This window comes from Micromonospora sp. LHW51205, assembly GCF_003315815.1.
Classification (GTDB): domain Bacteria; phylum Actinomycetota; class Actinomycetes; order Mycobacteriales; family Micromonosporaceae; genus Micromonospora; species Micromonospora chalcea.
Genome location: NZ_QMEZ01000013.1, coordinates 1 through 24694, shown reverse-complemented (window position 1 = coordinate 24694; position 24694 = coordinate 1). Strand labels below are relative to the sequence as shown.

Genomic DNA, 24694 nt, shown 5'->3' with positions numbered 1-24694 from the left:
GGACAACGGTCAGGAATCGGTTCCGTCAAGCGCCAGCCTGACGAGGGCGTCGGTGTCGAGGTCGTCGAGGTCCAGGTCCTCGTCGGTGGACTCGTCACCGTCGTCGCCGTCGGTGTCGGCGAGGTTGAGCAGCAGGTCCAGCAGCCCGGCCTCACGGAGGCGGGCCAGCGGGATCGCCGCGAGCGTCTGCCGGACGGCCGCCTCCGTCGGGTCGCCGTCGTCCGCCTGCGCCGCCTCGGGCAGCAGGCCGTCGAGCAGGTTCTCGGCGAGCACGGCCGGGTTCGGGTAGTCGAAGACGAGGGTCGCGGGCAGCGACAGGCCGGTGACGCCGGTGAGTCGGTTGCGCAGCTCGACCGCCGTCAGCGAGTCGAATCCGAGCTCCTTGAACGCCCGCTGCGGCTTGACCCGGTCCGTTCCCGCGTGGCCGAGCACGGCCGAGGCGTGGGTGCGGACCAGGTCGACCATGTGCCGGACCCGCTCGGGGTGGGGCAGGGTGAGCAGGTGCTCCCGCAGGGCGTCGGCGGCACCGCCGGGCTGCTGCTCCACGGCGTGGGCGTGCAGCGCCTCCCGGGCCTCGGCGATGTCGTCGAGCAGCGGCCGGGGGCGGGCCGAGGCGTACGCCGGGGCGAAGACCGCCCAGTCGACGTCCACCACGGTCAGCGCCGCCCTGGGCAGGCCGGCGGCGTACCGCATGGCGTGCACGGCGTCGGCCGGCGCCATGGCGGTCAGGCCGCGCCGGGCCAGCATCTGCTGGGCTTCGCCGGTGGCCATGCCGCCGTCGGCCCACGGTCCCCAGGCCACGGACGTCGCCGCCAGGCCCCGGCCGCGCCGCTGCTCGGCGAGCGCGTCGAGGAAGGCGTTGCCGGCGGCGTACGCGGACTGCCCGCCGCTGCCCCACACCCCGGCGATGGAGGAGAAGAGCACGAACGCGTCCAGCGGCCGGTCGCCGAGCAGGGCGTCCAGGTGCAGCGCGCCGGCCACCTTGCCGTCGAGCACGCCCGCGAACGCGGCCAGGTCGGTGTCGGCGATCAGCCCGGACTCGCCGGCGCCCGCCGCGTGCACCACGGCCGTCAGCGGCGCCGGATCCTCGTCGAGGCGGGCCAGCAGCGCCGCCACCTGGTCGCGCTCGGCGACGTCGCAGGCGACGACCGACGCCCGTACGCCCTGGGCGGTCAGCTCCTCGCGCAGCTCCACGGCCCCCGGGGCGTCCCCGCCGCGGCGGCTGGTCAGCACGACGTGCTCCGCCCCGTTGGCCGCCGCCCAGCGGGCTACGTGCGCGCCCAGCGCGCCCGTGCCGCCGGTGACGAGCACGGTGCCGGACGGCCGCCACCGCTGCGCCGTGTCGGGGGCGGCGGGCGCCGAGCGGACCAGGCGACGGACGAACACCCCGGAGGGGCGTACGGCAAGCTGGTCCTCGTCGCCGGCGCCGGTCACCACCCGCGCCAGCCGGTCCCAGGCCGTCGCGTCGGCCTGCTCGGGCAGATCCACCAGCCCGCCCCACAGGTGGGGGTGTTCCAGGCCCGCCACGAGCCCCAGGCCCCAGAGCCCGCTCTGGACGGCAGCGTGCACGGTGTCCCCGTCGCCCGTGCTGACCGCGCCCTGCGTCAGGCACCACAGCCGGGTCGTCGCCCCGGTGTCGTGCAGCGCCTGGAGCAGCAGCAGCGTGGCGGCCGTCCCGACCGGCACGGCCGGGTGGGCGGGGTGCGGCTGGTCGCGGAGGCCGAGCAGGGAGAGCACGCCGGTGACGGGACCGTCGGCCAGCGCGTCGCCCAGCCGCCGGGCGAGGCCCGCCCGGTCGGTGCCGGCCGGGTCGACGGTGAGCCGGACCACGGCGGCGCCGACCTCGGCGAGGGCCTTGGTGACCGCCTCCGCCCGGGTGCCGTCCGCCAGGTCGTCCTGGGCCGTCACGAGCAGCCAAGCGCCGGGCCGGGCCGGGCCGGCGGTGATGTCGGCGCGCTTCCATCCGACGCGGTACGACCATGCGTCCAGGACGGCCCGCTGCGTGCGCGCCCGGTGCCAGGTCGACAGGACCGGCAGCGCCGGGGTGAGGGCGTCCAGGGCGGCGCCGTCGTCGCCGAACTGGGCGGCGAGGGCGCTCAGGTCGCCGCGTTCGACGGCCTTCCAGAAGTCGGCGTCGCCGCCGTCGGTCGCCGTCTGCCGCGGCCGGTTCGCCGGCTCGGGCCAGTACCGCTCCCGCTGGAAGGCGTACGTGGGCAGGTCCACCCGCCGCGCGCCGGTCTCGGCGAACCACTGTGCCCAGGTCACCGGCATCCCGTGCACGTGCAGCTCGGCCAGGGCGTGCAGCAGCGCGTGCGCCTCCGAACGGTCACGGCGCTGCACAGCCACCGCCAGCACACCGTCGTCGTCGGGCAGCACGTCGGCGGTCATCGCGGTCAGGACGCTCTGCGGCCCGACCTCCAGGAACGTGTCCACACCGGCGGCCCGCAGAGCGGCGATCCCGTCGGCGTACCGGACGGCCTCGCGGACGTGCCGCACCCAGTAGTCGGCCGTGCGGATCTCGTCGCCGGCCAGGGCCCCGGTCACGTTCGACACCACCGGCAGCAGCGGCGTGGCAAAGGTGAGGCCGTGCAGGACCGCGCGGAAATCGGCCAGCATCGGCTCCATCAACGGACTGTGGAACGCATGGCTCACCGTCAGCCGGCGAGTGCGCACGCCCCGCTCCCGCCAAACCCGCTCCACCTCGTCCAGGGCCTCGACGGCACCCGACACCACCACAGCGGCAGGCCCGTTAACCGCCGCGATACCAACCCTGCCGGTCAGCCCCGCGAGAGACTCCACCACCGCAGCCTCGTCGGCGGCCACCGCCAGCATCCCGCCACCGGCCGGCAGCGCCTGCATCAACCGACCCCGCGCCGCCACCAACTGACACGCGTCCGCCAGGGACAACACGCCCGCGACATGCGCCGCCGTCACCTCACCGATCGAGTGACCAGCCAGCATGTCCGGCACGACCCCGAACGACTCCACCAGGCGGAACAACGCCACCTCGACCGCGAACAACCCCGCCTGCGTGAACACCGTCTGATCCAGCAACTCCGCCTCAGCACTACCCGCCTCAGCGAACAGCACCTCCCGCAGCGGACGCGGCAACAACGGATCCAGGTGACTGCACACCTCGACCAGCGCGGCGGCGAACACCGGGAACAGAGCGGACAACTCCCGGCCCATCCCCGCACGCTGCGCACCCTGACCCGAGAACAACAGCGCCAACTGGCCGCGCGCGGCGGCAGAACCGGTCACGACGGCCCCCGACGGCTCGCCGGCCGCCACTGCCGCGAGACCCGCCAGCAGTTCGTCCCGGCTCGCCCCGGACACCACCGCCCGGTGCTCCAACGCCGACCGCGACGCCACCGACGACCAGGCCACATCCACGCCGCGTGGGGCCTCGTCGACGGCGAGCCACCGCGCCCACCGGCCCGCCTGCCCGGCGAGTGCGGCGGCGTCGCGGGCCGACAGCAGCACCGGCACCACCGGCACCTCGCGGACGACGACCTCCCCCTCAACCACCTCGGCGGGCGGCTGCTCGATGATCACGTGCGCATTCGTGCCGGAAATCCCGAACGACGACACCCCCGCCCGACGCGGCCGACCCACCCGCGGCCACGGCACCGCCTCGGTCGCCAGAGCGACCGCCCCGGCCGTCCAATCGACGTGCGGGGACGCCTCGTCCACATGCAGCGTCGCCGGGACGACGCCGTGCCGCATCGCCAACACCATCTTGATCACACCAGCCACACCCGCAGCCGCCTGCGCATGCCCGATGTTCGACTTCACCGACCCGAGCAGCAGCGGCCGATCCTGCGGACGCTCCTGCCCGTACGTCGCCAACAACGCCTGCGCCTCGATCGGGTCACCCAGAGTCGTACCCGTACCGTGCGCCTCCACCACGTCCACATCGGCGGTGGTGAGCCGGGCGTTCGCCAGGGCCTGCCGGATCACCCGCTGCTGCGACGGACCGTTGGGCGCCGTCAGCCCGTTCGACGCGCCGTCCTGGTTCACGGCGCTGCCCCGTACCACCGCCAGGATCCGCCGGCCCTCCCGCTGCGCGTCGGAGAGCCGTTGCACCAGCAGCACACCGACGCCCTCGGACCAGCCCGTGCCGTCCGCCGACGCCGCGAACGACCTACACCGGCCGTCGGCCGACAGACCACGCTGCCGGGAGAACTCCACGAACGTGCCGGGCGTGGCCATCACCGTCACACCACCGGCCAACGCCAGATCACACTCACCCGACCGCAACGCCTGCACCGCGAGGTGCAACGCCACCAGCGACGACGAGCACGCGGTGTCGACGGTGACCGCCGGGCCTTCGAGGCCGAACGTGTAGGCGACCCGGCCGGACAGCACGCTGCCCGAGTTGCCGGTGCCGATGTAGCCCTCGACCTCGGGCGTCTCCATCAGGCGCGTCGAGTAGTCGTGGTAGATGACGCCCGCGAAGACACCGGTCCGGCTGCCCCGCAGGCCCGACGGGTCCAGGCCCGCCGACTCGAACGTCTCCCACGACGCCTCCAGCAGCAGCCGGTGCTGCGGGTCCATGGCGAGGGCCTCACGCGGCGAGACACCGAAGAAGCCGGGGTCGAACTCCGCCGCGCCGTACAGGAAGCCGCCGTGGCGGGTGTACGAGGTGCCGGCGTGGTCGGGGTCCGGGTCGTACAGCGACTCCAGGTCCCAGCCCCGGTCGGCCGGGAACTCCCCGATGCCCTCCCCACCGGTGCTGACCAGCTTCCACAGCTCGTCGGGAGACTCCACCCCGCCGGGGTAGCGGCAGGCCATGCCGACGATCGCGATCGCCTCGTCGGCGTCGCCGGTCGCCGCCTCGTCGGTCGTGACGGCGCCGGGCCGGGTGCCGGCGAGTTCCGCGTACACGTGGGCCGCCAGGACCTGCGGGGACGGGTGGTCGAACACCAGGGTCGAGGTGAGGCGCAGGCCGGTCGCGCCGTTCACCCGGTTGCGCAGCTCGACGGCGGTCAGCGAGTCGAAGCCCAGGTCCTTGAACGCCCGGTCGGCCGGCACCGCCTCGGCGCCGCCGTGCCCGAGGACCTGCGCGACCAGGCCCCGGATCAGCTGGTCGACCTGCGCGAGGCCGTCCTCTGCGCTGAGGCCGGTGAGGCGGTCGGCCCAGCCGCCGGGGGCGCCCTGGCCGGCGCGGCGGCGGGTCGTCGCCACGTCGACCAGGTTGCGCAGCATCGGCGGTACGACCGCGCCGGCTGCTGCCGCCCGCAGCGCGGGTACGTCGATCGCGGCCGGCACCAGCGCCGCCCGCTGTGCCCCCACGGCGGCGTCGAAGAGTTCCAGGCCGGTGCGGGCGTTCATCGGTCGGAGTCCGGCGCGTGCCGTACGGGCCCGGTCGTTGCCGCCGATCGACGCGGCCATGCCGGGGGTGTCCCACATGCCCCAGGCGAGGCTGACCGCCGGCAACCCGAGCTGCCGCCGCCACACCGCCAACCCGTCCAGGAACGCGTTGCCCGCCGCGTACGCCGACTGACCCGGCGAACCCAACACACCCGCCACCGACGAGAACACCACGAACAAGTCGAGATCCAGACCCGCCGTCGCCTCATGCAACAACCAACCCGCCGACACCTTCGGCGCCAACACCCCCGCCAGCCGCTCCGCCGTCAGCCCCTCCACGACACCGTCATCCAACACACCAGCGGTGTGCACCACACCCGCCAGCCGACCCCCGGCAACGACCTCCGCCACCAGACCGAACACCTGATCCCGGTCCGTCACGTCACAGGCCACCACCCGCACCGACGCACCCAACGCCGACAACCGCTCCGACAACTCACCCGCACCCGCAGCCCCCGGACCACGCCGCGACACCAGCACCAGCGACCGCACACCATGCGCCGACACCAGATGCTCCGCCACCAACGCCCCGAGCGCACCCGTACCACCGGTCACCAGCACCGCACCGTCACCCACAACCGGCGTCTCCACCGACACCGGGGCGACCGCACGCACCAGACGCGGCACGAACACCGCGCCCGCACGCACCGCGACCTGACCGCCGGCCGGGTCCGCGGCGAAGCGGGCCAGGACGCCGAGCGTGCCGGGGTTGATCGCGTCGTCGACGTCGGCCAGGACGATGCGACCGGGGTGCTCGGACTGCGCGGAGCGCAGCAGGCCCCACACGGCCGCCGCGGCCAGGTCGCTCACCCGGTCCCCGTCGCGGACGGCCAGCGCGCCCCGGGTCACCACCACGAGCTTCGAGTCGGCCAGCGCGTCGACGGCCAGCCACTCCTGCACCAGGCCCAGCACGTCGGCGGTGACAGTGCGTACGGCCTCCGCCGGGTCGCCGTCGTCGGCGGGCGACGCGGCCGGCGTGAAGAGCAGCAGGCGCGGCGGGGCGATGCCGGCGTCGATGGCGGCGCGCAGCTGCCGGATCGTCTCGGCGGAGGGGCCACCGGGGACGCCCGGCAGGGCCGGCCCGCCCAGCACCGCCCAGCCCGACGCGTCGTCGACCGGGTCGGCCTCCTCGGCCTGCCAGGCCACCTCGAACAGGGAGCGCGACGCCGCGTTCGGGGCGGCCACCCCGGTCAGCTCCCGCAGGACGAGGGAGTCCACCGACACCACCGGCGCGCCCGCCTCGTCGCGGGCGGTCAGCCGCACCGCGGAGCCGTTGCGGGTCAACCGCACCCGCAGCAGCCTCGCGCCGGAGGCGTGCACCTGTACGCCCTCGAAGGCGAAGGGCACGCGCGGCCCGCCCGTCTCCTCGGCGCCGGGCAGCAGCCCGATCGGGTGCAGGGCGGCGTCCAGCAGCGCCGGGTGCACGCCGAAGCGAGCCGCCTCCGCCGCCGCGTCGTCCGGCAGGACCACCTCGGCGAAGACGTCGTCCTCGCCGGTCCACACCCGGCGCAGCCCCTGGAACGCCGGCCCGTACGACAGGCCGTGTTCGAGGAGCGCCGGGTACCAGCCGGTCAGGTCCACCTCGGTGGCGCCGGCGGGCGGCCAGGCGGTCGGCTGCGGTTCGTCGGCCGTGGCCGGTTCCAGCACGCCCTCCGCGTGCCGGGTCCAGCCCGCCTCGGGGTCGTCGTCGGGGCGGGAGTAGACGGCGACGGGGCGCTGCGGCGAATCCGACGCGGACACCCGCACCTGGATCCGTACGGCGCCGGACTCGGGGAGCACCAGCGGCACGAGCACCGTCAGGTCCCGCAGCCGCGGCAGGTCCGCCTCGTCGCCGGCGCGGACGGCAAGCTCCACGAGGGCCGTGCCCGGGACCAGCGGCACGCCGGAGACGACGTGGTCGGCCAGCCAGGGGTGGGTGGTCGGGGAGATCCGGCCGGTCAGCACGATCTCGTCGTCGCCGGCCAGGTCCACGGCCGCGCCGAGCAGACCGTGCTCGGCCACGCCGAGGCCGGCGCCGCTGACGTCGCCGGCGCGCAGCCGGCCCACGGCCGGCCAGAAGCGCTGCCGCTGGAACGGGTACGTCGGAAGGTCGACCGGGCGGGTTCCGGCCGGCAGGAGGGCGGTCCAGGTGATCGGCGTGCCGTGCGCGTACAGCTCCGCAAGCGCGTGGACCAGCGACGCCGGCTCGGGTCGGCCGGGGCGCAGGGTCGCCACGACCGCCGCCGCGTCGTCGTCCGGCAGGCAGGCGCCCACCATGCCGGCGAGCACCGCGTCGGGGCCCAGTTCGAGGAAGGTACGGACGTTGCGCTCGCGCAGGCTCGCGATCCCGTCGGCGAAGCGGACGGTCTCGCGTACGTGGCGGACCCAGTAGTCGGGGGTGCCGATCTCGTCGGGGTCGGCGACCTGCCCGGTCAGGTTCGACACGATCGGCAGGACGGGCCAGTGGAACGTCAGCCCGTCGAGCGTCTGCCGAAACTCGGCCAGCATCGGCTCCATGAGCGGGCTGTGGAACGCGTGGCTGACGGTGAGCCGGCGCGTACGCACACCCCGGTCCTTCCAGGCCCGCTCCACCTCGTCGAGGGCCTCGGCGGCGCCGGAGACCACCACGGCGGTGGGGCCGTTGACGGCGGCGACGCCGACCCGGTCGGCGAACGGGACGATCGACTCGGCCACCGCGGCCTCGTCGGCGGCCACGGCGAGCATGCCGCCGCCCGCCGGCAGGGCCTGCATGAGCCTGCCCCGCGCGGCGACCATCGCGCACGCGTCAGCCAGGGAGAACACGCCCGCCACATGCGCCGCCGCGATCTCGCCGATGGAGTGCCCGGCCACCAGGTCCGGCACCACACCGAACGACTCCACCAGGCGGAACAACGCCACCTCGACCGCGAACAGGCCCGCCTGGGTGAACACCGTCTGATCCAGCAACTCCGCCCCGGCGGAACCCTCCGACGCGAACAGCACCTCCCTGAGCGGACGCGGCAACAACGGATCCAGGTGACCACACACCTCGTCCAACGCGGCAGCGAACACCGGGAACGCCCCGTACAACCCGCGACCCATACCGGCGCGCTGCGCGCCCTGGCCGGAGAAGAGGACGGCGGTGCGGCCGCTGCGGGCGATCCCCCGCACGACGGCGGCCGAGGGCTCGTCGTCGGCCAGCGCACCGAGGGCGGCGAGCAGCCCGGCGCGGTCGGCGGGCAGCAGCACGGCGCGGTGCTCGAAGGCGCTGCGGGCGGTGGCGAGGGCCCGGCCCACGTCGGCGATGGTCAGGTCCGGCTCGCCGTCGACGAGGGTCCGCAGCCGGCGCGCCTGCTCGTGCAGGGCGGCGGCGTCGCGGGCCGACAGGACGCAGGCGACGAGGTCGCCCGGGACGCCCGTGGCGGGGGCGGCCTGCGCCGGGGCGGGCTCGGGGGCCTGCTCGACGATGGTGTGCGCGTTGGTGCCGCTGATGCCGAACGACGACACCGCCGCGCGGCGGGGCCGGTCGACGGCGGGCCACGGCCGGGCCTCGGTGAGCAGCGCGACCGACCCGGCCGTCCAGTCGATGTGCGGGGACGGCTTCTCGGCGTGCAGGGTCGGCGGCAGCACGCCGTGCCGCATCGCCAGCACCATCTTGATCACGCCGGCGACGCCGGCCGCCGCCTGGGCGTGGCCGATGTTCGACTTGACCGACCCCAGCCACAGCGGACGGTCCTGCGGTCGGCCCTGCCCGTACGTGGCCAGCAGCGCCTGCGCCTCGATCGGGTCACCGAGGGCGGTGCCGGTGCCGTGCGCCTCGACGGCGTCCACATCGGTGGTGGCGAGCCGGGCGTTGGCGAGCGCCTGCCGGATCACCCGCTGCTGTGCGGGGCCGTTCGGCGCGGTCAGACCGCTGCTGGCGCCGTCCTGGTTGACGGCGCTGCCCCGGACGACGGCGAGCACGCGGTGACCGTTGCGCTGCGCGTCGGAGAGGCGCTCCAGCAGGAGCATGCCGACGCCCTCGGCGAAACCGGTGCCGTCGGCGCCGGCGCCGAACGCCTTGCACCGCCCGTCGGGCGACAGGCCGCGCTGCCGGGAGAACTCGGTGAGCATGCCGGGGGTGGACATGACGCTCACCCCGCCGGCGAGGGCGAGGCGGCACTCGTCCTGCCGCAGCGCCTGGGTGGCCAGGTGCAGCGCCACCAGCGACGACGAGCAGGCGGTGTCGACGGTGACGGCAGGGCCCTCCAGGCCGAACAGGTACGAGATGCGGCCGGAGGCGACGCTGCCGGCGCTGCCGTTGCCGACGTGGCCGTCCAGTTCGTCGGTGCCGCCGGCGGCCTGGGAGGCGTAGTCGTGGTAGATCAGGCCGACGTAGACGCCGGTGCTGCTGCCCCGCGCCGAGTGGGGGTCGATCCCGGCCCGCTCGAAGGCCTCCCAGGAGGTCTCCAGCAGCAGCCGCTGCTGTGGGTCCATCGCCAGGGCCTCGCGGGGCGAGATCCCGAAGAAGGCGGCGTCGAACTGGGCGGCGTCGTGGAGGAAGCCACCCTGCCGTGGTACGGCGTCCGGGTCCTGGCCGTCGGCGCGCAGGTCGTCGAGGTTCCAGCCCCGGTCGGTGGGGAAGGGCGAGATGACGTCGGCGCCGGCGGTGACCACGTCCCACAGCTGCTCGGGGGTCTGCACGTCGCCGGGGAACCGGCAGGCCATGCCGATGATGGCGATCGGTTCGTCGAGGGCGGCGGCGGTGCCGACCGCGGCGGGCCGGTCCACGACTGCGGCGCCGCCGAGCTCCCGGTCCAGGAACTCGGCGAGCACCACCGGGGTCGGGTAGTCGAACGCCACGGTGGCGGGCAGCCGCAGGCCGGTGGCGGCGGAGAGCCGGTTGCGCAGTTCCACCGAGGTGAGCGAGTCGAAGCCCAGTTCCTTGAAGGCGCGCTGGGCGTCGACGGTCTCCGCCGAGCGGTGCCCGAGCACTGCCGCCACGCCGGCGGCCACCAGGTCGAGCAGGTGGGAGCGCCGCTCCGCCGGGCCGAGCGTCGCCAGCCGGTCGCGTACGGAGGCGGTGTCCGCGAGGCCGCGACCCACCGCGCGCCGGGCCGGGCCTCCCGCACGGACCACGTCCCGCAGCAGGCTGGGCACGTTCTGGCCGGTCGCCCGCGACGCCGGCGGCAGGTTCATGAGGACGAGGTGCGCCGCGCCGCGTTGTCGCGCCAGCTCGTACAGCGCCACGCCCTGCTGGTCGGTCAACGGGGCGCTGGTGGCGCGGATCGCCTTGCGGTGCTGGTTGCCGCCCAGGTGGGCGGTCATGGCGCTGCTGGTTGCCCACAGCCCCCAGGCGAGGCTGGTGGCGGGCAGCCCCTGCTCACGCCGGTGCCGGGCGAGGGCGTCGAGGAACGCGTTCGCGGCCGCGTAGTTGCCCTGCCCCGGCGAGCCGAGGGTGGCCGCCACCGACGAGAACAGCACGAACGCCGACAGGTCCAGGTGCCGCGTGGCCTCGTGCAACGCCCACCCGGCGTCCACCTTCGGCGCCAGCACCGTACGCAGGGCGGACTCGTCCAGCGAACCGATGGTCGCGTCGGCGATCACCCCGGCGGTGTGCACCACGGCGGTCAGCGGGTGCGCCGGGTCCACCAGTTCCAGCAGCCGGGTCACCTGCGCGGGGTCGGTCACGTCGGCGGTGCCGGCGGTGACCCGGGCGCCCGCGCGGGTCAGCTCGTCGACCAGCTCCCGGTAGTGCTCGGGGCCACGGCGGGAGGCCAGCAGCAGGTGCCGGGCCTGGCCGGTGGCGACGAGGTGCCGGGCGAACACGCCGGCGAGGGCCCCGCCGGCGCCGGTGACGAGCACGGTGCCGTCCGGGTCGGCGGGGGCGGGCACCCGCAGGACGACCTTGCCGATGTGCCGGGCCTGGCTGATGTGGCGCAGCGCCTGCCGGGCCTGGCGCACGTCCCACGCCCGTAGCGGCAGCGGGCGCAGCGCGCCGCGTGCGAACAGGTCGAGCAGCTCGGTGAGCATCTCCCCGATGCGCCGGTGCCCGGCCTCGTTGAGGTCGAACGCGCGGTAGGTGACGCCCGGGTGGTCGGCGGCGACGGTTTCGGCGTCGCGTACGTCGGCCTTGCCCATCTCCACGAACCGGCCACCGCGCGGCAGCAGCCGCAGCGACGCGTCCACGAACTCACCGGCGAGGGCGTCGAGCACCACGTCGACGCCGGCACCGCCGGTGGCCGCGCCGAAGGTCTGCTCGAACTCGGTGGTCCGCGACGACGCGATCCGCTCCTCGGCCACCCCGAGTTCCCGCAGCACGCCCCACTTGCCGGGGCTGGCGGTGGCGTGGACCGTCGCGCCCCAGTGCCGGGCGAGCTGGATGGCGGCCATGCCGACGCCACCGGCGCCGTTGTGGATCAGCACCGACTCGCCGGACCGCAGCCCGGCGAGGTCCCGCAGCGCGTAGTACGCCGTCAGGAACACCACCGGCACGGAGGCGGCCTGCGCGAACGACCAGCCGGCGGGGATCTTCGCCACGAGGTCGCGGGTGGCGATCACCTCGGGGGCGAAGGCCGGCTCGAACATGCCGAGCACGCGGTCGCCGGGGGCCAGGTCGGTCACGCCGGGGCCGACCTCGACCACGACGCCCGCGCCCTCGCTGCCCATCACGGCCGCCGGATCCGGGTACATGCCCAGGCCGATCAGCACGTCGCGGAAGTTCACGCCGGCCGCGCGCACCGCGATGCGCACCTGGCCCGTGTCCAGGGCGGCGGTGGCGGCGGGCACCATGCCGACGCCGTCGAGGGTGCCGGGGCTGACCGCCCCGACCCGCCACAGTCCGTCCGGCGGGACGAGTTCGTCGGCGGCCTGGCCGGCGGGCCGGCCCAGGCGGGGCGTGCGCACCTCGTTGCCGCGTACGGCCACCTGGCCGCCGGTCGGCGAGGGGTTCTCGGCGACGGCGGCGAGCACGGCGAGGGTGGCCGGGGTGAGGTCCCCGTCGACGTCGGCGAGGACGATCCGCCCCGGGTGCTCGGACTGCGCCGAGCGCAGCAGACCCCAGACCGCAGCGCCGGGCAGGTCCCGCACCGCGTCCGCCGGGGTGGCGGCCACCGCCGCCCGGGTCAGCACCACGAGCGTGGTGTCGGCCAGCGCCTCACTGTCCAGCCAGGAGTGCAGCACGGCCAGGACGCGGGCGGTGGCCGTACGGACTTCGTCGGGCAGGTCGCCGTCCGGGGTGCCGGCGGGCACGGGGACCACGAGCGCGCGGGGCGCCTCGACCGTACCGGCCGAGACCGCCGCGGTCAGCTCGCCGACGGTCGGGAACACCGGCGTGACGAGGTCCGCCGGGGCGGGTCCGTCGCCGAGCAGCACCCAGCCGGAGACGTCCCGCGCCGGGGTGACCGTCTCGGCCTGCCACGTCACCTCGAACATCGACCGCTCCGCGGCCTCCGCACCGGTGGCGTCGGTCATCTCCCGCAGGGCGAGCGACTCGACCGACACCACGGGCACGCCGGACTCGTCCCCGGCCACCAGCCGCACGCGCGAGCCCGCCCGGGTCAGCCGCACCCGCAGCGTCCGGGCGCCGGAGGCGTGCACCTGCACGCCCTCGAACGCGAACGGCACACGCGGTCCGCCGGAGCGCTCGGCCAGCAGCAGCCCGACGGGGTGCAGGGCGGCGTCCAGCAGCGCCGGGTGCACGGCGAAGGCGCCGGCGTCGCCGGCCGCCTCGTCCGGCAGGGTCACCTCGGCGTACGCCTCGTCGCCGGCGGTCCACAGCCGCCGCAGGCCCCGGAACGCCGGTCCGTAGGCCAGGCCGCGCTCCGCGAGCGCCGGGTACCAGCCGGCGAGGTCCACCTCGGTGCCTCCGGCCGGCGGCCAGGAGCCCAGCGCCGGCTCGTCGGTGGCCTGCTCCAGCAGACCGTCGGCGTGCCGTGTCCAGGGGTCCTCGGGGTCGCCGTCGGGCTGCGAGTGCACCGCCACGCTCCGGGTTCCGGAGCCGTCGGCGGCGCCGACGCGCACCTGCACGCGGATCGCGCCCGGGTTCGGCAGCACCAGCGGCGCGGCGACGGTCAGTTCCCGCACCCGGGAGGCGCCGACCTCGTCGCCGGCGCGCACCGCGAGCTCGACGAGGGCCGTGCCCGGCAGCACCACGGCGCCGCCGACCACGTGGTCGGCGAGCCACGGGTGCGTGGACGCCGACAGCCGGCCGGTCAGCACGACCTCGTCGTCGCCGGCGAGGCGCACCGCCGCGCCGAGCAGCCCGTGCCCGGCCGCGCCCAGCCCCGCGCCCGACACGTCGCCGGTGGCGGAGCGGTCGAGCACCGGCCAGAACCGGTCCCGCTGGAAGGCGTACGTGGGCAGGTCGACAGGGGTGGCGCCGGAGCCGGCGAAGACGCGCGACCAGTCGACGGGCACGCCGGCGACGTGCAGCTCGCCGAGGTTGGCCAGTAGCTGACGCGGCCCGTGCCCGTCGCGGCGCAGCGAGCCCACCACCACGCCGCCGTCGGCCTTCCGGTCGAGCGCGTCCTGCACGGCGATCTTGAGTACGGGGTGCGGGCTGACCTCGACGAACGTCCGGAAGCCCCGCTCGATCAGCTGGTCCACGACCGGCGCGAGCCGGACCGGCTCCCGCAGGTTGCGGTACCAGTAGTCGGCGTCGAGCCCGGCGGTGTCGATCGGCTCGCCGGTGACTGTGGAGTGGAAGGGCACGGTGCTGGAGCGGGGGTCCACGGTGCCGAACCGGGCGATCACCTCGTCGCGGATCGGGTCGACGTGGCCGCTGTGCGCCGCGAAGTCGACGGCGATCTGCCGGGCGCGGACGTCGCGCTCGGCACAGTGCGCGAGCAGTTCGGCGACCGACGCCGAGTCGCCGGCGACCACTGTCACGGCGGCGCCGTTGAGGGCGGCGACGGAGAGGCTGCCCCGCCACGGCGCGATGAGCCGCTCGGTGTCGGCGGCCGGGAGCGGCACGGAGACCATGCCGCCGCGACCAGCGATCGACAGCAGGCCGTGGCTGCGCGCCACGACGAGCCGTGCGGCTTCGGCGAGGGTCAACGCGCCGGCGACGCAGGCCGCGGCGAGTTCCCCCTGCGAATGCCCGATGACGGCGGCCGGTTCGACGCCGCACGCGCGCCAGAGATGCGCGAGGGACACCATGACGGAGAAGAGCGCGGGCTGGACCACGTCCACCCGGTCCAGGGGCGGCGCGCCGGGCGCCTGCCGCAGCACGTCCCCCAGGTTCCAGTCGACCAGCCGGGACAACTCCTCGGCGCACTCGTCCATCCGCTGCCGGAAGACCGGCGAGGTCTCCATCAGGTCCAGCGCCATCGAAGTCCACTGGGAGCCCTGGCCGGGGAAGACGAAGACGACCTTCGACGCGGCGTCCACGCCCGCCGGGGAGGTGTCGCCGTCGGCGAGTGCGGCCAGCCGGGCGAGCGCGTCGTCCCGGCCGTTGGCCACGACGACCGCGCGGTACGGGTGGTGCGCCCGCTGGGTGGCCAGGGAGAAGCCGAGGTCCCGCGGGTCGAGGTCAGCGTCGCCAGCGAGCCGTTCGCCGAGGCGGGCAGCCTGTGCCCGGAGCGCGCGGGGGCTTCTGCCGGAGACCGGCAGGGGTACGGCGGCGGGCCCGACCAGGCCGGGAACGTGCCCAGTCGGCGCGGGCGTCGGGGCCGGCTCGCCGGGTGCCTGCTCGATGACGGTGTGCGCGTTGGTGCCGCTGATGCCGAACGACGACACGGCGGCCCGGCGGGGCCGGTCGACGGCGGGCCACGGCCGGGCCTCGGTGAGCAGGGCGACGGCTCCGGCACTCCAGTCGACGTGGGGCGAGGGCTCGTCCACGTGCAGGGTCGGCGGCAGCACGCCGTGCCGCATCGCCAGCACCATCTTGATCACGCCGGCCACCCCGGCCGCCGCCTGGGAGTGGCCGATGTTCGACTTGATCGAGCCGAGCCAGAGCGGCTCGCCGGCGGCACGGTCCTGGCCGTAGGTGGCCAGCACCGCCTGCGCCTCGATCGGGTCGCCGAGGACGGTGCCGGTGCCGTGCGCCTCGACCGCGTCCACGTCGGCCGGGGCGAGCCGCGCGTTCTCCAGGGCCTGGCGGATGACCCGCTGCTGCGACGGGCCGTTCGGCGCGGTCAGCCCGTTGGACGCGCCGTCCTGGTTCACGGCGGAGCCGCGCAGCACGGCGAGCACCCGGTGCCCGTTGCGCCGGGCGTCGGAGAGGCGCTCCACGAGCAGCATGCCGACGCCCTCGGACCAGCCGGTGCCGTCCGCGCCGGCGGCGAACGCCTTGCACCGCCCGTCCGGGGCGAGGCCGCCCTGCCGGGAGAACTCGGAGAACATGCCGGGCTGCGCCATCAGCGCCACCCCGCCGGCCAGGGCCATGTCGCACTCGCCGCCGCGCAGCGCCTGGGCGGCGAGGTGCAGCGCCACCAGCGACGAGGAGCAGGCGGTGTCGACGGTGACCGCCGGGCCTTCGAGGCCGAACATGTAGGCGACCCGCCCGGAGGCGACGCTGCCCGCCGTGCCGGTCAGCAGGTGCCCCTCGAGGCCGTCCAGGTCGTCGCGTCCGCTGGTGGCGTAGCCGGATGAGGCGGCGCCGACGAAGACGCCGGTGGCGGTGCCGCTGAGGGTGGCGGGGTCGATGCGGGCGTACTCGAAGCTCTCCCAGGCGGTCTCCAGCAGCAGCCGCTGCTGCGGGTCCATGGCGAGGGCCTCACGGGGGCTGATGTTGAAGAAGCCGGCGTCGAAGTCGGCCGCGTCGTAGAGGAAGCCGCCCTGGTGGGTGACGGTGCCGCCGGCCTGGTCGCCGTCCGTGCCGTACAGCCGGTCGAGGTCCCAGCCGCGGTCCGCCGGGAACTCGCCGATGGCGTCGGCCCCGGAGGTGACGAGCTGCCACAGCTGCTCGGGGGTGGCGACGCCGCCGGGGTAGCGGCAGGCCATGCCGATGATGGCGATCGGCTCGTCGGCGTCGGCGGTGACGACCGTACGGACGGTGGCGCCGGCTCCCGCGGCCGGGCCGAGCTGCGCGAACAGGTGCTCGGCCAGCCGGGCCGGGGTGGGATGGTCGAAGGCCAGCGTGGCGGTCAGCCGCAGCCCGGTGGCCGCACCGAGGCGGTTGCGCAGTTCCACCGAGGTCAGCGAGTCGAAGCCCAGATCCTTGAAGGCGCGGGCGGCGGGGACCGCCTGTGCCGAGGCGTGCCCCAGCACCGTGGCGGCCTGGCCGCAGACCAGGTCGACGAGCGCCTGCCGGGCGTCCGCCTCGGACAGGCCGTCGAGCCGCTCCCGCCACGACGCCCCGGCACTCGGCCGATCGGTGGCGGTGCGGCGCCGGCCGCCGCCGCGCAGCAGGTGCCGCATCAGCGGCGGTACGCCGCTCGCCTCGCCGGTGACGTGGAGGCGGGCCGCGACGAGCACCGGCCGGGCCGCCGGCAGGGCGGCGTCGAAGAGTTCGACGCCCTCGGCCGGGGAGAGCCGGCTCATCCCGACGCGCCGCAGCCGCTGCTGGTCGTCGCCGTCGAGGTGGGCGGTCATCGTGCTGTCGGTGGCCCACATGCCCCAGGCGAGGCTGGTGGCGGGCAGCCCCTGCTGCCGGCGGTGCTGCGCGAGGGCGTCGAGGAACGCGTTCGCCGCCGCGTAGTTGCCCTGCCCCGGCGAGCCGAGGGTGGCCGCCACCGACGAGAACAGCACGAACGCCGACAGGTCCAGGTGCCGCGTGGCCTCGTGCAACGCCCACCCGGCGTCCACCTTCGGCGCCAGCACTGCACGCAGGGCGGACTCGTCCAGCGAACCGATGGTCGCGTCGGCGATCACCCCGGCGGTGTGCACCACGGCGGTCAGCGGGTACGCCGGGTCGATCCCGGCGACCAGCTCGGTGACCCGCGCGGGGTCGCTGACGTCGACGGCCGCGGCGGTGACGTCGGCGCCCGCGTCGGTCAGTTCCCGGACCAGGGTGGCGTACGCGTCGTCCCGGCCGGGTGCGCGGCGGGAGGCCAGCAGCAGGCGGCGGGCCTGGCCGGTGGCGACGAGGTGCCGCGCGAGCACGCCGGCCAGGGTTCCGGCCGCGCCGGTGAGCAGCACGGTGCCGTCGGGGTCGGCGGGCGCGGGGATGCGCAGCACCACCTTGCCGACGTGGCGGGCCTGGCTGACGTGCCGCAGCGCCTGCCGGGCCTGACGCACGTCCCACGCCCGTACGGGCAGCGGACGCAGCGCGCCCCGCGCGAAGAGGTCGAGGATCTCGGTGAGCATCTCGCCGATGCGGGTGCTGCCCGCCTCGTTCAGGTCGAACGCGCGGTACGCCACGCCCGGGTGGTCGGCGGCGACAGTCTCCGGGTCGCGTACGTCGGCCTTGCCCATCTCCACGAACCGGCCACCGCGCGGCAGCAGCCGCAGCGACGCGTCCACGAACTCACCGGCGAGGGCGTCGAGCACCACGTCGACGCCGGCACCGCCGGTGGCCGCGCCGAAGGTCTGCTCGAACTCGGTGGTCCGCGACGACGCGATCCGCTCCTCGGCCACCCCGAGTTCCCGCAGCACGCCCCACTTGCCGGGGCTCGCCGTCGCGTGGACGGTGGCGCCGAGGTGGTGGGCGAGCTGGATGGCGGCCATCCCGACGCCACCGGCGCCGTTGTGGATCAGCACCGACTCGCCGGACCGCAGCCCGGCGAGGTCCCGCAGCGCGTAGTACGCCGTCAGGAAGACCAGGGGGACGGACGCCGCCTGGGTGAAGGACCAGCCGGCGGGCATCTTGGCGATGCGCCGGCGATGGGCGACGGCCTGCGGGCTGAACCCGAGTTCGAACATGCCCATCACCCGGTCGCCGGGCGCCAGGTCGGTCACGCCGGGGCCGACCTCGACCACGACGCCCGCGCCCTCGCTGCCCATCACGGCCGCCGGATCCGGGTACATGCCCAGGCCGATCAGCACGTCGCGGAAGTTCACGCCGGCCGCGCGCACCGCGATGCGCACCTGGTCCTCGCCCAGCTCCGCGGGCGTGGCCGGCACCGGCGCGATCCCGTCCAGGGTGCCGCCGGTGACGGGGGCGAGGTGCCACGGGCCGGACGGCGGGGTCAGTTCGTCGCCCACCGGCCGCGCCAGCCTCGGCACGAGGGTGCGCTCGCCGCGCACCGCGAGCTGGCCGCCGGAGACCGACGGGTCGACGGCGGCCCCGGCCAGCACGGCGAGGGTCGCGGGGGTCAGTTCGCCCTCGACGTCGGCGAGGACGATCCGCCCCGGGTGCTCCGACTGCGCCGAGCGCAGCAGGCCCCAGACGGCGGCGGCGGCGAGGTCGGTGACCTGGTCGTCGTCCCCGCTGGCCACCGCGCCCCGGGTCACCACCACGAGCTTCGTGTCGGCCAGCGGCTCGGCGGCGAGCCAGGACCGCAGCACGTCCAGCACACCGCTGGTGGCCGCCCGCACGGCCTCCGGCACGGGGACGCCGGGATCGCCGGCGGGCACCGTCAGCAGCACCTGCCGGGCCGTGGCCCCGTCCGCCGCCAGGGTCGCCACGTCCGCGAAGACCGGCACCTCCGGCAGCGCGTCCGGTGCCGGCCGGCCCAGCACCGCCCACCCCGGAAGGTCGTCGACGCTCTCGATCTGCTCGGCCTGCCAGGTCACCTCGTACAGCGACCGGGCGGCACCGCCCCGGGTCGCCGTCGCGGTCATCTCCCGCAGCACCAGCGAGTCCACCGAGACCACCGGCGCGCCCGAGCCGTCGCAGGCGACCAGCCGCACCCCGGAGCCGTCCCGGGTCAGCCGCACCCGCAGCGTCCGGGCGCCCGAGGCGTGCACCTGCACGCCCTCGAACGCGAACGGCACGCGCGGCCCGCCCGTGGCCTCGGCCTCGAGCAGCAGCGCCACCGGGTGCAGCGCGGCGTCCAGCAGCGCCGGGTGCACCCCGAACGCGCCCGCCTCGCCGGCCGCCCCGTCCGGCAGCGTCACCTCGGCGTACGCCCCACCGTCGGCCGTCCAGGCCCGCCGTACGCCCTGGAACACCGGCCCGTACGACAGGCCGTGCTCGGCCAGCGCCGGATACCAGCCGGTCAGGTCCACCTCGGTCGCGCCCGCCGGCGGCCACTCGCCGAGCCCCGGCTCGTCGGCCGACACCGGTTCGAGCAGGCCGTCGGCGTGCCGCACCCAGTCGGTGTCGTCGTCCTCCTCGGGCTGGGAGTACACGGACACCGTCCGGACGGCGGCGTCGTCGGCAGCGCCGACGCGCACCTGCACGCGTACCGCCCCGGAGTCGGGCAGCACCAGCGGCGCCGCCACGGTCAGCTCCCGTACCCGCGACGCGCCCACCTCGTCGCCGGCGCGGACCGCCAGCTCCACCAGGGCGGTGCCCGGCACCACCACGTTGCCGCCGACCACGTGGTCGGCCAGCCACGGGTGCGTCGACGTCGACAGCCGGCCGGTCAGCACCACCTCGTCGTCGCCGGCGAGCCGCACCGCCGCGCCGAGCAGCGGGTGCCCCGCGACGCCGAGGCCGGCGCCCGACACGTCGCCGACCCGCCACGGCAGCATCTCGGGCCAGAACCGCTCCCGCTGGAAGGCGTACGTGGGCAGGTCGACCCGGGCGGCGCCGGTGTCGGCGAACCACTCCCGCCAGGACACCGGCAACCCGTGCACGTGCAGCTCGGCGAGGGCGTGCAGCAGCGCCTGCGCCTCGGGCCGGTCCCGGCGCTGGGCTGCGACGGCGAGCACGTCGTCGTCGGGCAGCACGTCGGTCGTCATCGCGGCAAGTACGCTCTGCGGGCCGACCTCCAGGAAGGTGTCGACCCCGGCGTCGCGCAGCGCGGCGAGCCCGTCGGCGTAGCGGACCGCCTCGCGGACGTGCCGTACCCAGTAGTCGGCGGTGCGGATCTCGTCGGCGTCGGCGAGCGCACCGGTCAGGTTCGACACGATCGGCAGCGTGGGGGCGGCGAGGTCCAGCCGCTCGACGATGCCGCGGAAGCGCTCCAGCACCGGCTCCATCAGCGGGCTGTGGAACGCGTGACTGACGGCCAGCCGGCGGGTACGCACACCCCGGTCGCGCCAGACGCGCTCCACCTCGTCGAGGGCGTCGACGGCGCCGGAGACCACGACGGAGGTCGGGCCGTTGACGGCCGCGACGCCGACCCGGTCGGTCAGCCCGGCGATCGACTCCGTCACGGCCGCCTCGTCGGCGGCCACGGCGAGCATGCCGCCGCCGTCGGGCAGCGACTGCATGAGCCGGCCCCGCGCCGCCACCAGCAGGCAGGCGTCCTGGAGGGACAGCACCCCGGCCACGTGCGCGGCGGCGATCTCACCGATCGAGTGCCCGCCCACGAAGTCCGGCACCACGCCGAACGACTCCACGAGGCGGAACAGCGCCACCTCGACGGCGAAGAGCCCGGCCTGGGTGAACGCGGTCTGGTCCAGCAGCTCCGCCTCGGCGGAGCCCTCCGGCGCGAACAGCACCTCCTTGAGCGGGCGCGGCAGCACCCGGTCGAGATGCCCGCACGCCTCGTCGAGGGCGGCGGCGAAGACGGGGAACTCGGCGTACAGCTCGCGGCCCATGCCGGCGCGCTGCGCGCCCTGGCCGGAGAAGAGCACCGCCAGCGGACCGCGGTCCCCGGCCTGGCCCGTGACCACGGTGCCCGACGGCGCGCCCGCCGCCAGGGACTCCAGGCCCGTCAGCAGGCCCCCACGGTCCCCGGCGAGCACCACCGCACGCCGGTCGAGCGTCGAGCGGGACACCACCGACGACCAGGCCACATCGAGCGGGCGCGGCTCCTCGTCGTCGCTGAGCCAACGGGCCAGCCGGTCCGCCTGCGCGGCGAGCGCGGCCGGCTGCGCGGCGGAGAGCAGCATGGGCACGACGGCGGGACGGCGGGACGGGGTGGCGTGGTCGCCGGCCGGGTCGGGGGCCGGCGCCTGCTCCAGGATCAGGTGGGCGTTCGTGCCGCTCATGCCGAAGGACGACACGCCAGCCCTGCGGACGTGCTCGCCGCCGGCCCACGGGCGCGCCTCGTCGAGCAGGGCCACGGCGCCGGTCGACCAGTCGACGTGCGGTGAGGGCCGGTCCACGTGCAGGGTGGGCGGCAGCACGCCGTGCCGCATCGCCATCACCATCTTGATGACGCCGCCGGCGCCGGCCGCGGCCTGCGGGTGGCCGATGTTCGACTTCAGCGAGCCCAGCCACAGCGGGCGGTCGGCGGGGCGGCCCTGCCCGTACGTGGCCAGCAGCGCCTGCGCCTCGATCGGGTCGCCCAGCCGGGTGCCCGTGCCGTGCGCCTCGACGGCGTCCACGTCGGACGGACTGAGCCGGGCGTTCTCCAGCGCCTGCCGGATCACCCGCTGCTGCGCGGGGCCGTTGGGGGCGGTCAGCCCGCTGCTGGCGCCGTCCTGGTTGACGGCGCTGCCCCGGATCACCGCCAGGACGGGGTGCCCGTTGCGCCGGGCGTCGGAGAGCTTCTCGACGAGCAACATGGCGACGCCCTCGGACCAGCCGGTCCCGTCGGCGTCGGCGGAGAACGCCTTGCACCGCCCGTCGGAGGCGAGCCCCCGCTGGCGGGAGAACTCGACGAAGGCGCCCGGCGTGGCCAGCACGGTGACGCCGCCGGCCACGGCGAGGGAGCACTCACCGTCGCGCAGGGCCTGACCGGCGAGGTGCAGGGCGACCAGCGACGAGGAGCAGGCGGTGTCGATGGTGACGGCCGGCCCCTCCAGCCCGAAGGAGTACGCCAGCCGGCCGGACATGACGCTCGCGGCGGTGCCGGTGAGGACGTAGCCCTCCGTGCCCTCGGGCAGTTGCCGCAGCACGGACGTGTAGTCCTGCCCCGCGGTGCCGACGAACACCCCGGTACGGCTGCCCCGCACCGACGCGGCGTCGATGCCGGCCCGCTCGAAGACCTCCCAGGTCACCTCGAGCAGGAGGCGCTGCTGCGGGTCCATGGCCAGCGCCTCGCGCGGCGAGATCCCGAACAGGGTCGGGTCGAACAGACCCGCGTCGCGCAGGAAGCCACCCCGGTTGCTGTACGTGGTGCCGGGGTGGTCGGGGTCGGGGTCGTAGAGCCGGTCGAGGTCCCAGCCCCGGTCGTCGGGGAACGCGCCGGTGGCGTCCACCCCGCCGGCGACGACGTCCCAGAGGTCCTCAGGTGAGGCGACGCCACCGGGGAAACGGCAGGCCATGCCGACGATCGCGATCGGCTCGGCGTCCTCGTCCTCCAGCTCGGTCAGGCGCCGACGCGCCAGGCGGAGCTCGGAGGTCACCCACTTCAGGTGTTCGAGGAGCTTGTCTTCGTCCGCCATGACCCACCCGCCCAGAGCTTGCTATCGATCGGAATCTGCCGATTCGTTGACCACACCACCGCCGGCGGGCCGGCTTCGTGCACAGGTGGGTGCAGACGCGGCCGTTCGGCTCACGAAACCCACACCTGTTCCTGATTCCGGTCGTCGTGCCTGCTCAGGCGCCCGCCACGCCGGACAGTCCCGCCGACACACGCCCGCCACCGTGACTGGACGGTACTGAGCGCCCAACACCCGCCCAACCCCTAGAGAACCCCTGATCGACCGGCCCGCGGGCGGCGTCCCGGCAGGCTCCGGGAGCGGCGGTGACCAGCGCCACGAGGGCCATTCAGGCGGCCGACGGCAGGATGCGGCGCAGCCGGCCGGGGGGCGTCGACCGGCGGCGCCACTCCCGCGGGTAGCCGACCGAGACCTCTTCGAACCGGACCCCGTCGTACCAGGTGGTGCGCGGGATGTGCAGGTGACCGTAGACGGCGACGCGGGCGTCGAAGCGGACGTGCCAGTCGGCAGTGGTCTCGGTGCCGCACCACTGGGCGAACTCCGGGTACCGCAGGATCCGGGTGGGCTCGCGTACGAGCGGGAAGTGGTTGACCAGGACGGTGGGCAGCCCGCCGCGCTCGGCGGTGAGCCGGCGCTCCGTCAGGGCCAGCCGCGCCCGGCACCAGGCGTCCCGCGTCGGGTACGGGTCCGGGTGCAGCAGGATCTCGTCGGTGCAGACCACGCCGACCTCGTGGGCCCGTGCCAGGGCCTGCTCCTTCGTGTACGTCCCCGGGGGCCGGAAGGTGTAGTCGTAGAGCAGGAACAGCGGCGCGATCAGGACCGGGTCGTCGCCCTGCGGGTCCCAGACGGGGTACGGGTCCTCCGGAGTCACCACCCCGAGCCCCCGGCACAGCTCCACCAGGTGCTGGTAGCGCGCGTCCCCCCGCAGCTGGATCGGGTCCTCGCGGGGAGTCCACAGCTCGTGGTTGCCGGGGGCCCAGATGACCTTGGCGAAGCGGCGGCTGAGGAGTCCCAGCGCCCACTCGATGTCGCCGACGAACTCCCCGACGTCGCCGGCGACGACGAGCCAGTCGCCGTCGCGCTCCGGCCGCAGCCGCTCGACGATGGCCTTGTTCTCCGCGTGCACCACGTGCAGGTCGCTGATGGCGAGCAGTTGAGGCAAGCCGGATCCGGCCATGCGGACCTCCCGTCCATCCGGGGTACCGCACGCACCCACATCCGTACCGCTCGGCTGCCGGTGGGCAGGGCGAGACGGCCTGGCGTGCTCCGACCCTACGGAGCCGGATCCACACCGGCACACCCCTAGACAGGCTTCGTGGACCCCTAAGGGCGCGCCTGCGCGACGGCGCCGGCCAGGCGTCCGGCGCCGTCGGGTGCCCCTTTCCCCGGCCCGTCCCCCCGCCCGGGTCGGGCAGTGTCCGCTCAGGACTTGCCGAACTCCCGCTGGATGATGTCGAAGAGCTCGTCCCGGCTGGCCGACTCCAACTCCTCCGCGGCGGCCGGCGCCGACGCGGTGGCGGCGGGTCGGCCCCGCCACCGGGTCAGCAGGTCCTCCAGCCGACCGACGACCGCGTCGTCGACCTGGTCGCCCGGCAGCCCGCCGAGGAGCTTGTCGAGGCGTTCGATCTCGGCCACGATCGGCAACGCCGGCTGCTCGGGCGCCAACTCGGCCCGCAGGTGACCGGCGAGCGCGTTCGGGGTGGGATGGTCGAAGACGAGGGTGGCGGGCAGTCCGATGCCCGTTGCGGCGGTCAGCCGGTTTCGCAGCTCGACTGCGGTGAGCGAGTCGAAGCCCAGTTCGAGGAAGCCGCGGGCGGGCCTGATCCCGCTCGGCGTGGCGTGTCCCAGCACCGCCGCGGCGGTGCCGCGGACCAGGTCGAGCAGGATGCGGTCGCGCTCCGGCCCGGAGGCGGCGGCGAGCCGCTCGCGCAGCGCCGACGCCGCGCCGCGGTCCTCGCCCTTCGGCGCCTCCTCGGCCGGTGCGGGCTGTGCTGCTTCGGGGATGTCGGTGAACAACCGGGACGGACGCAACGCCGTGAACGACGGCACAAACCGATCCCACCGCACATCCGCCACCACCACCTGCCCCTCACCACCATCCAACGCCCGCTGCAACGCC

Annotated in this window: 3 protein-coding genes; all 3 read right to left on the bottom strand. The window is 75.6% G+C overall.

All coding sequences use genetic code 11. From position 1 onward, the window contains the following. Positions 1–9 precede the first annotated feature (9 nt). The gene (locus DQE82_RS29570; RefSeq protein ID WP_113974788.1) at positions 10–22578 is read right to left on the bottom strand and encodes a type I polyketide synthase; all 22569 of its coding nucleotides are present in this window, start codon (positions 22576–22578) and stop codon (positions 10–12) included. A gap of 325 nt (positions 22579–22903) precedes the next feature. Next, the gene (locus tag DQE82_RS29565) at positions 22904–23752 is read right to left on the bottom strand and encodes a metallophosphoesterase (RefSeq protein WP_043331321.1); all 849 of its coding nucleotides are present in this window, start codon (positions 23750–23752) and stop codon (positions 22904–22906) included. 245 nt (positions 23753–23997) lie between these two features. Beyond that, positions 23998–24694 (bottom strand): acyl carrier protein (locus tag DQE82_RS29560; RefSeq protein WP_233514821.1); only part of this gene is annotated, 697 nt, incomplete at its 5' end.

What these genes read in the sequence shown, in the direction of transcription:
- DQE82_RS29570 (WP_113974788.1), bottom strand. Translation starts at nt 22,578, where the DNA reads ATGGCGGACGAAGACAAGCTCCTCGAACACCTGAAGTGGGTGACCTCC.
- DQE82_RS29565 (WP_043331321.1), bottom strand. Translation starts at nt 23,752, where the DNA reads ATGGCCGGATCCGGCTTGCCTCAACTGCTCGCCATCAGCGACCTGCAC.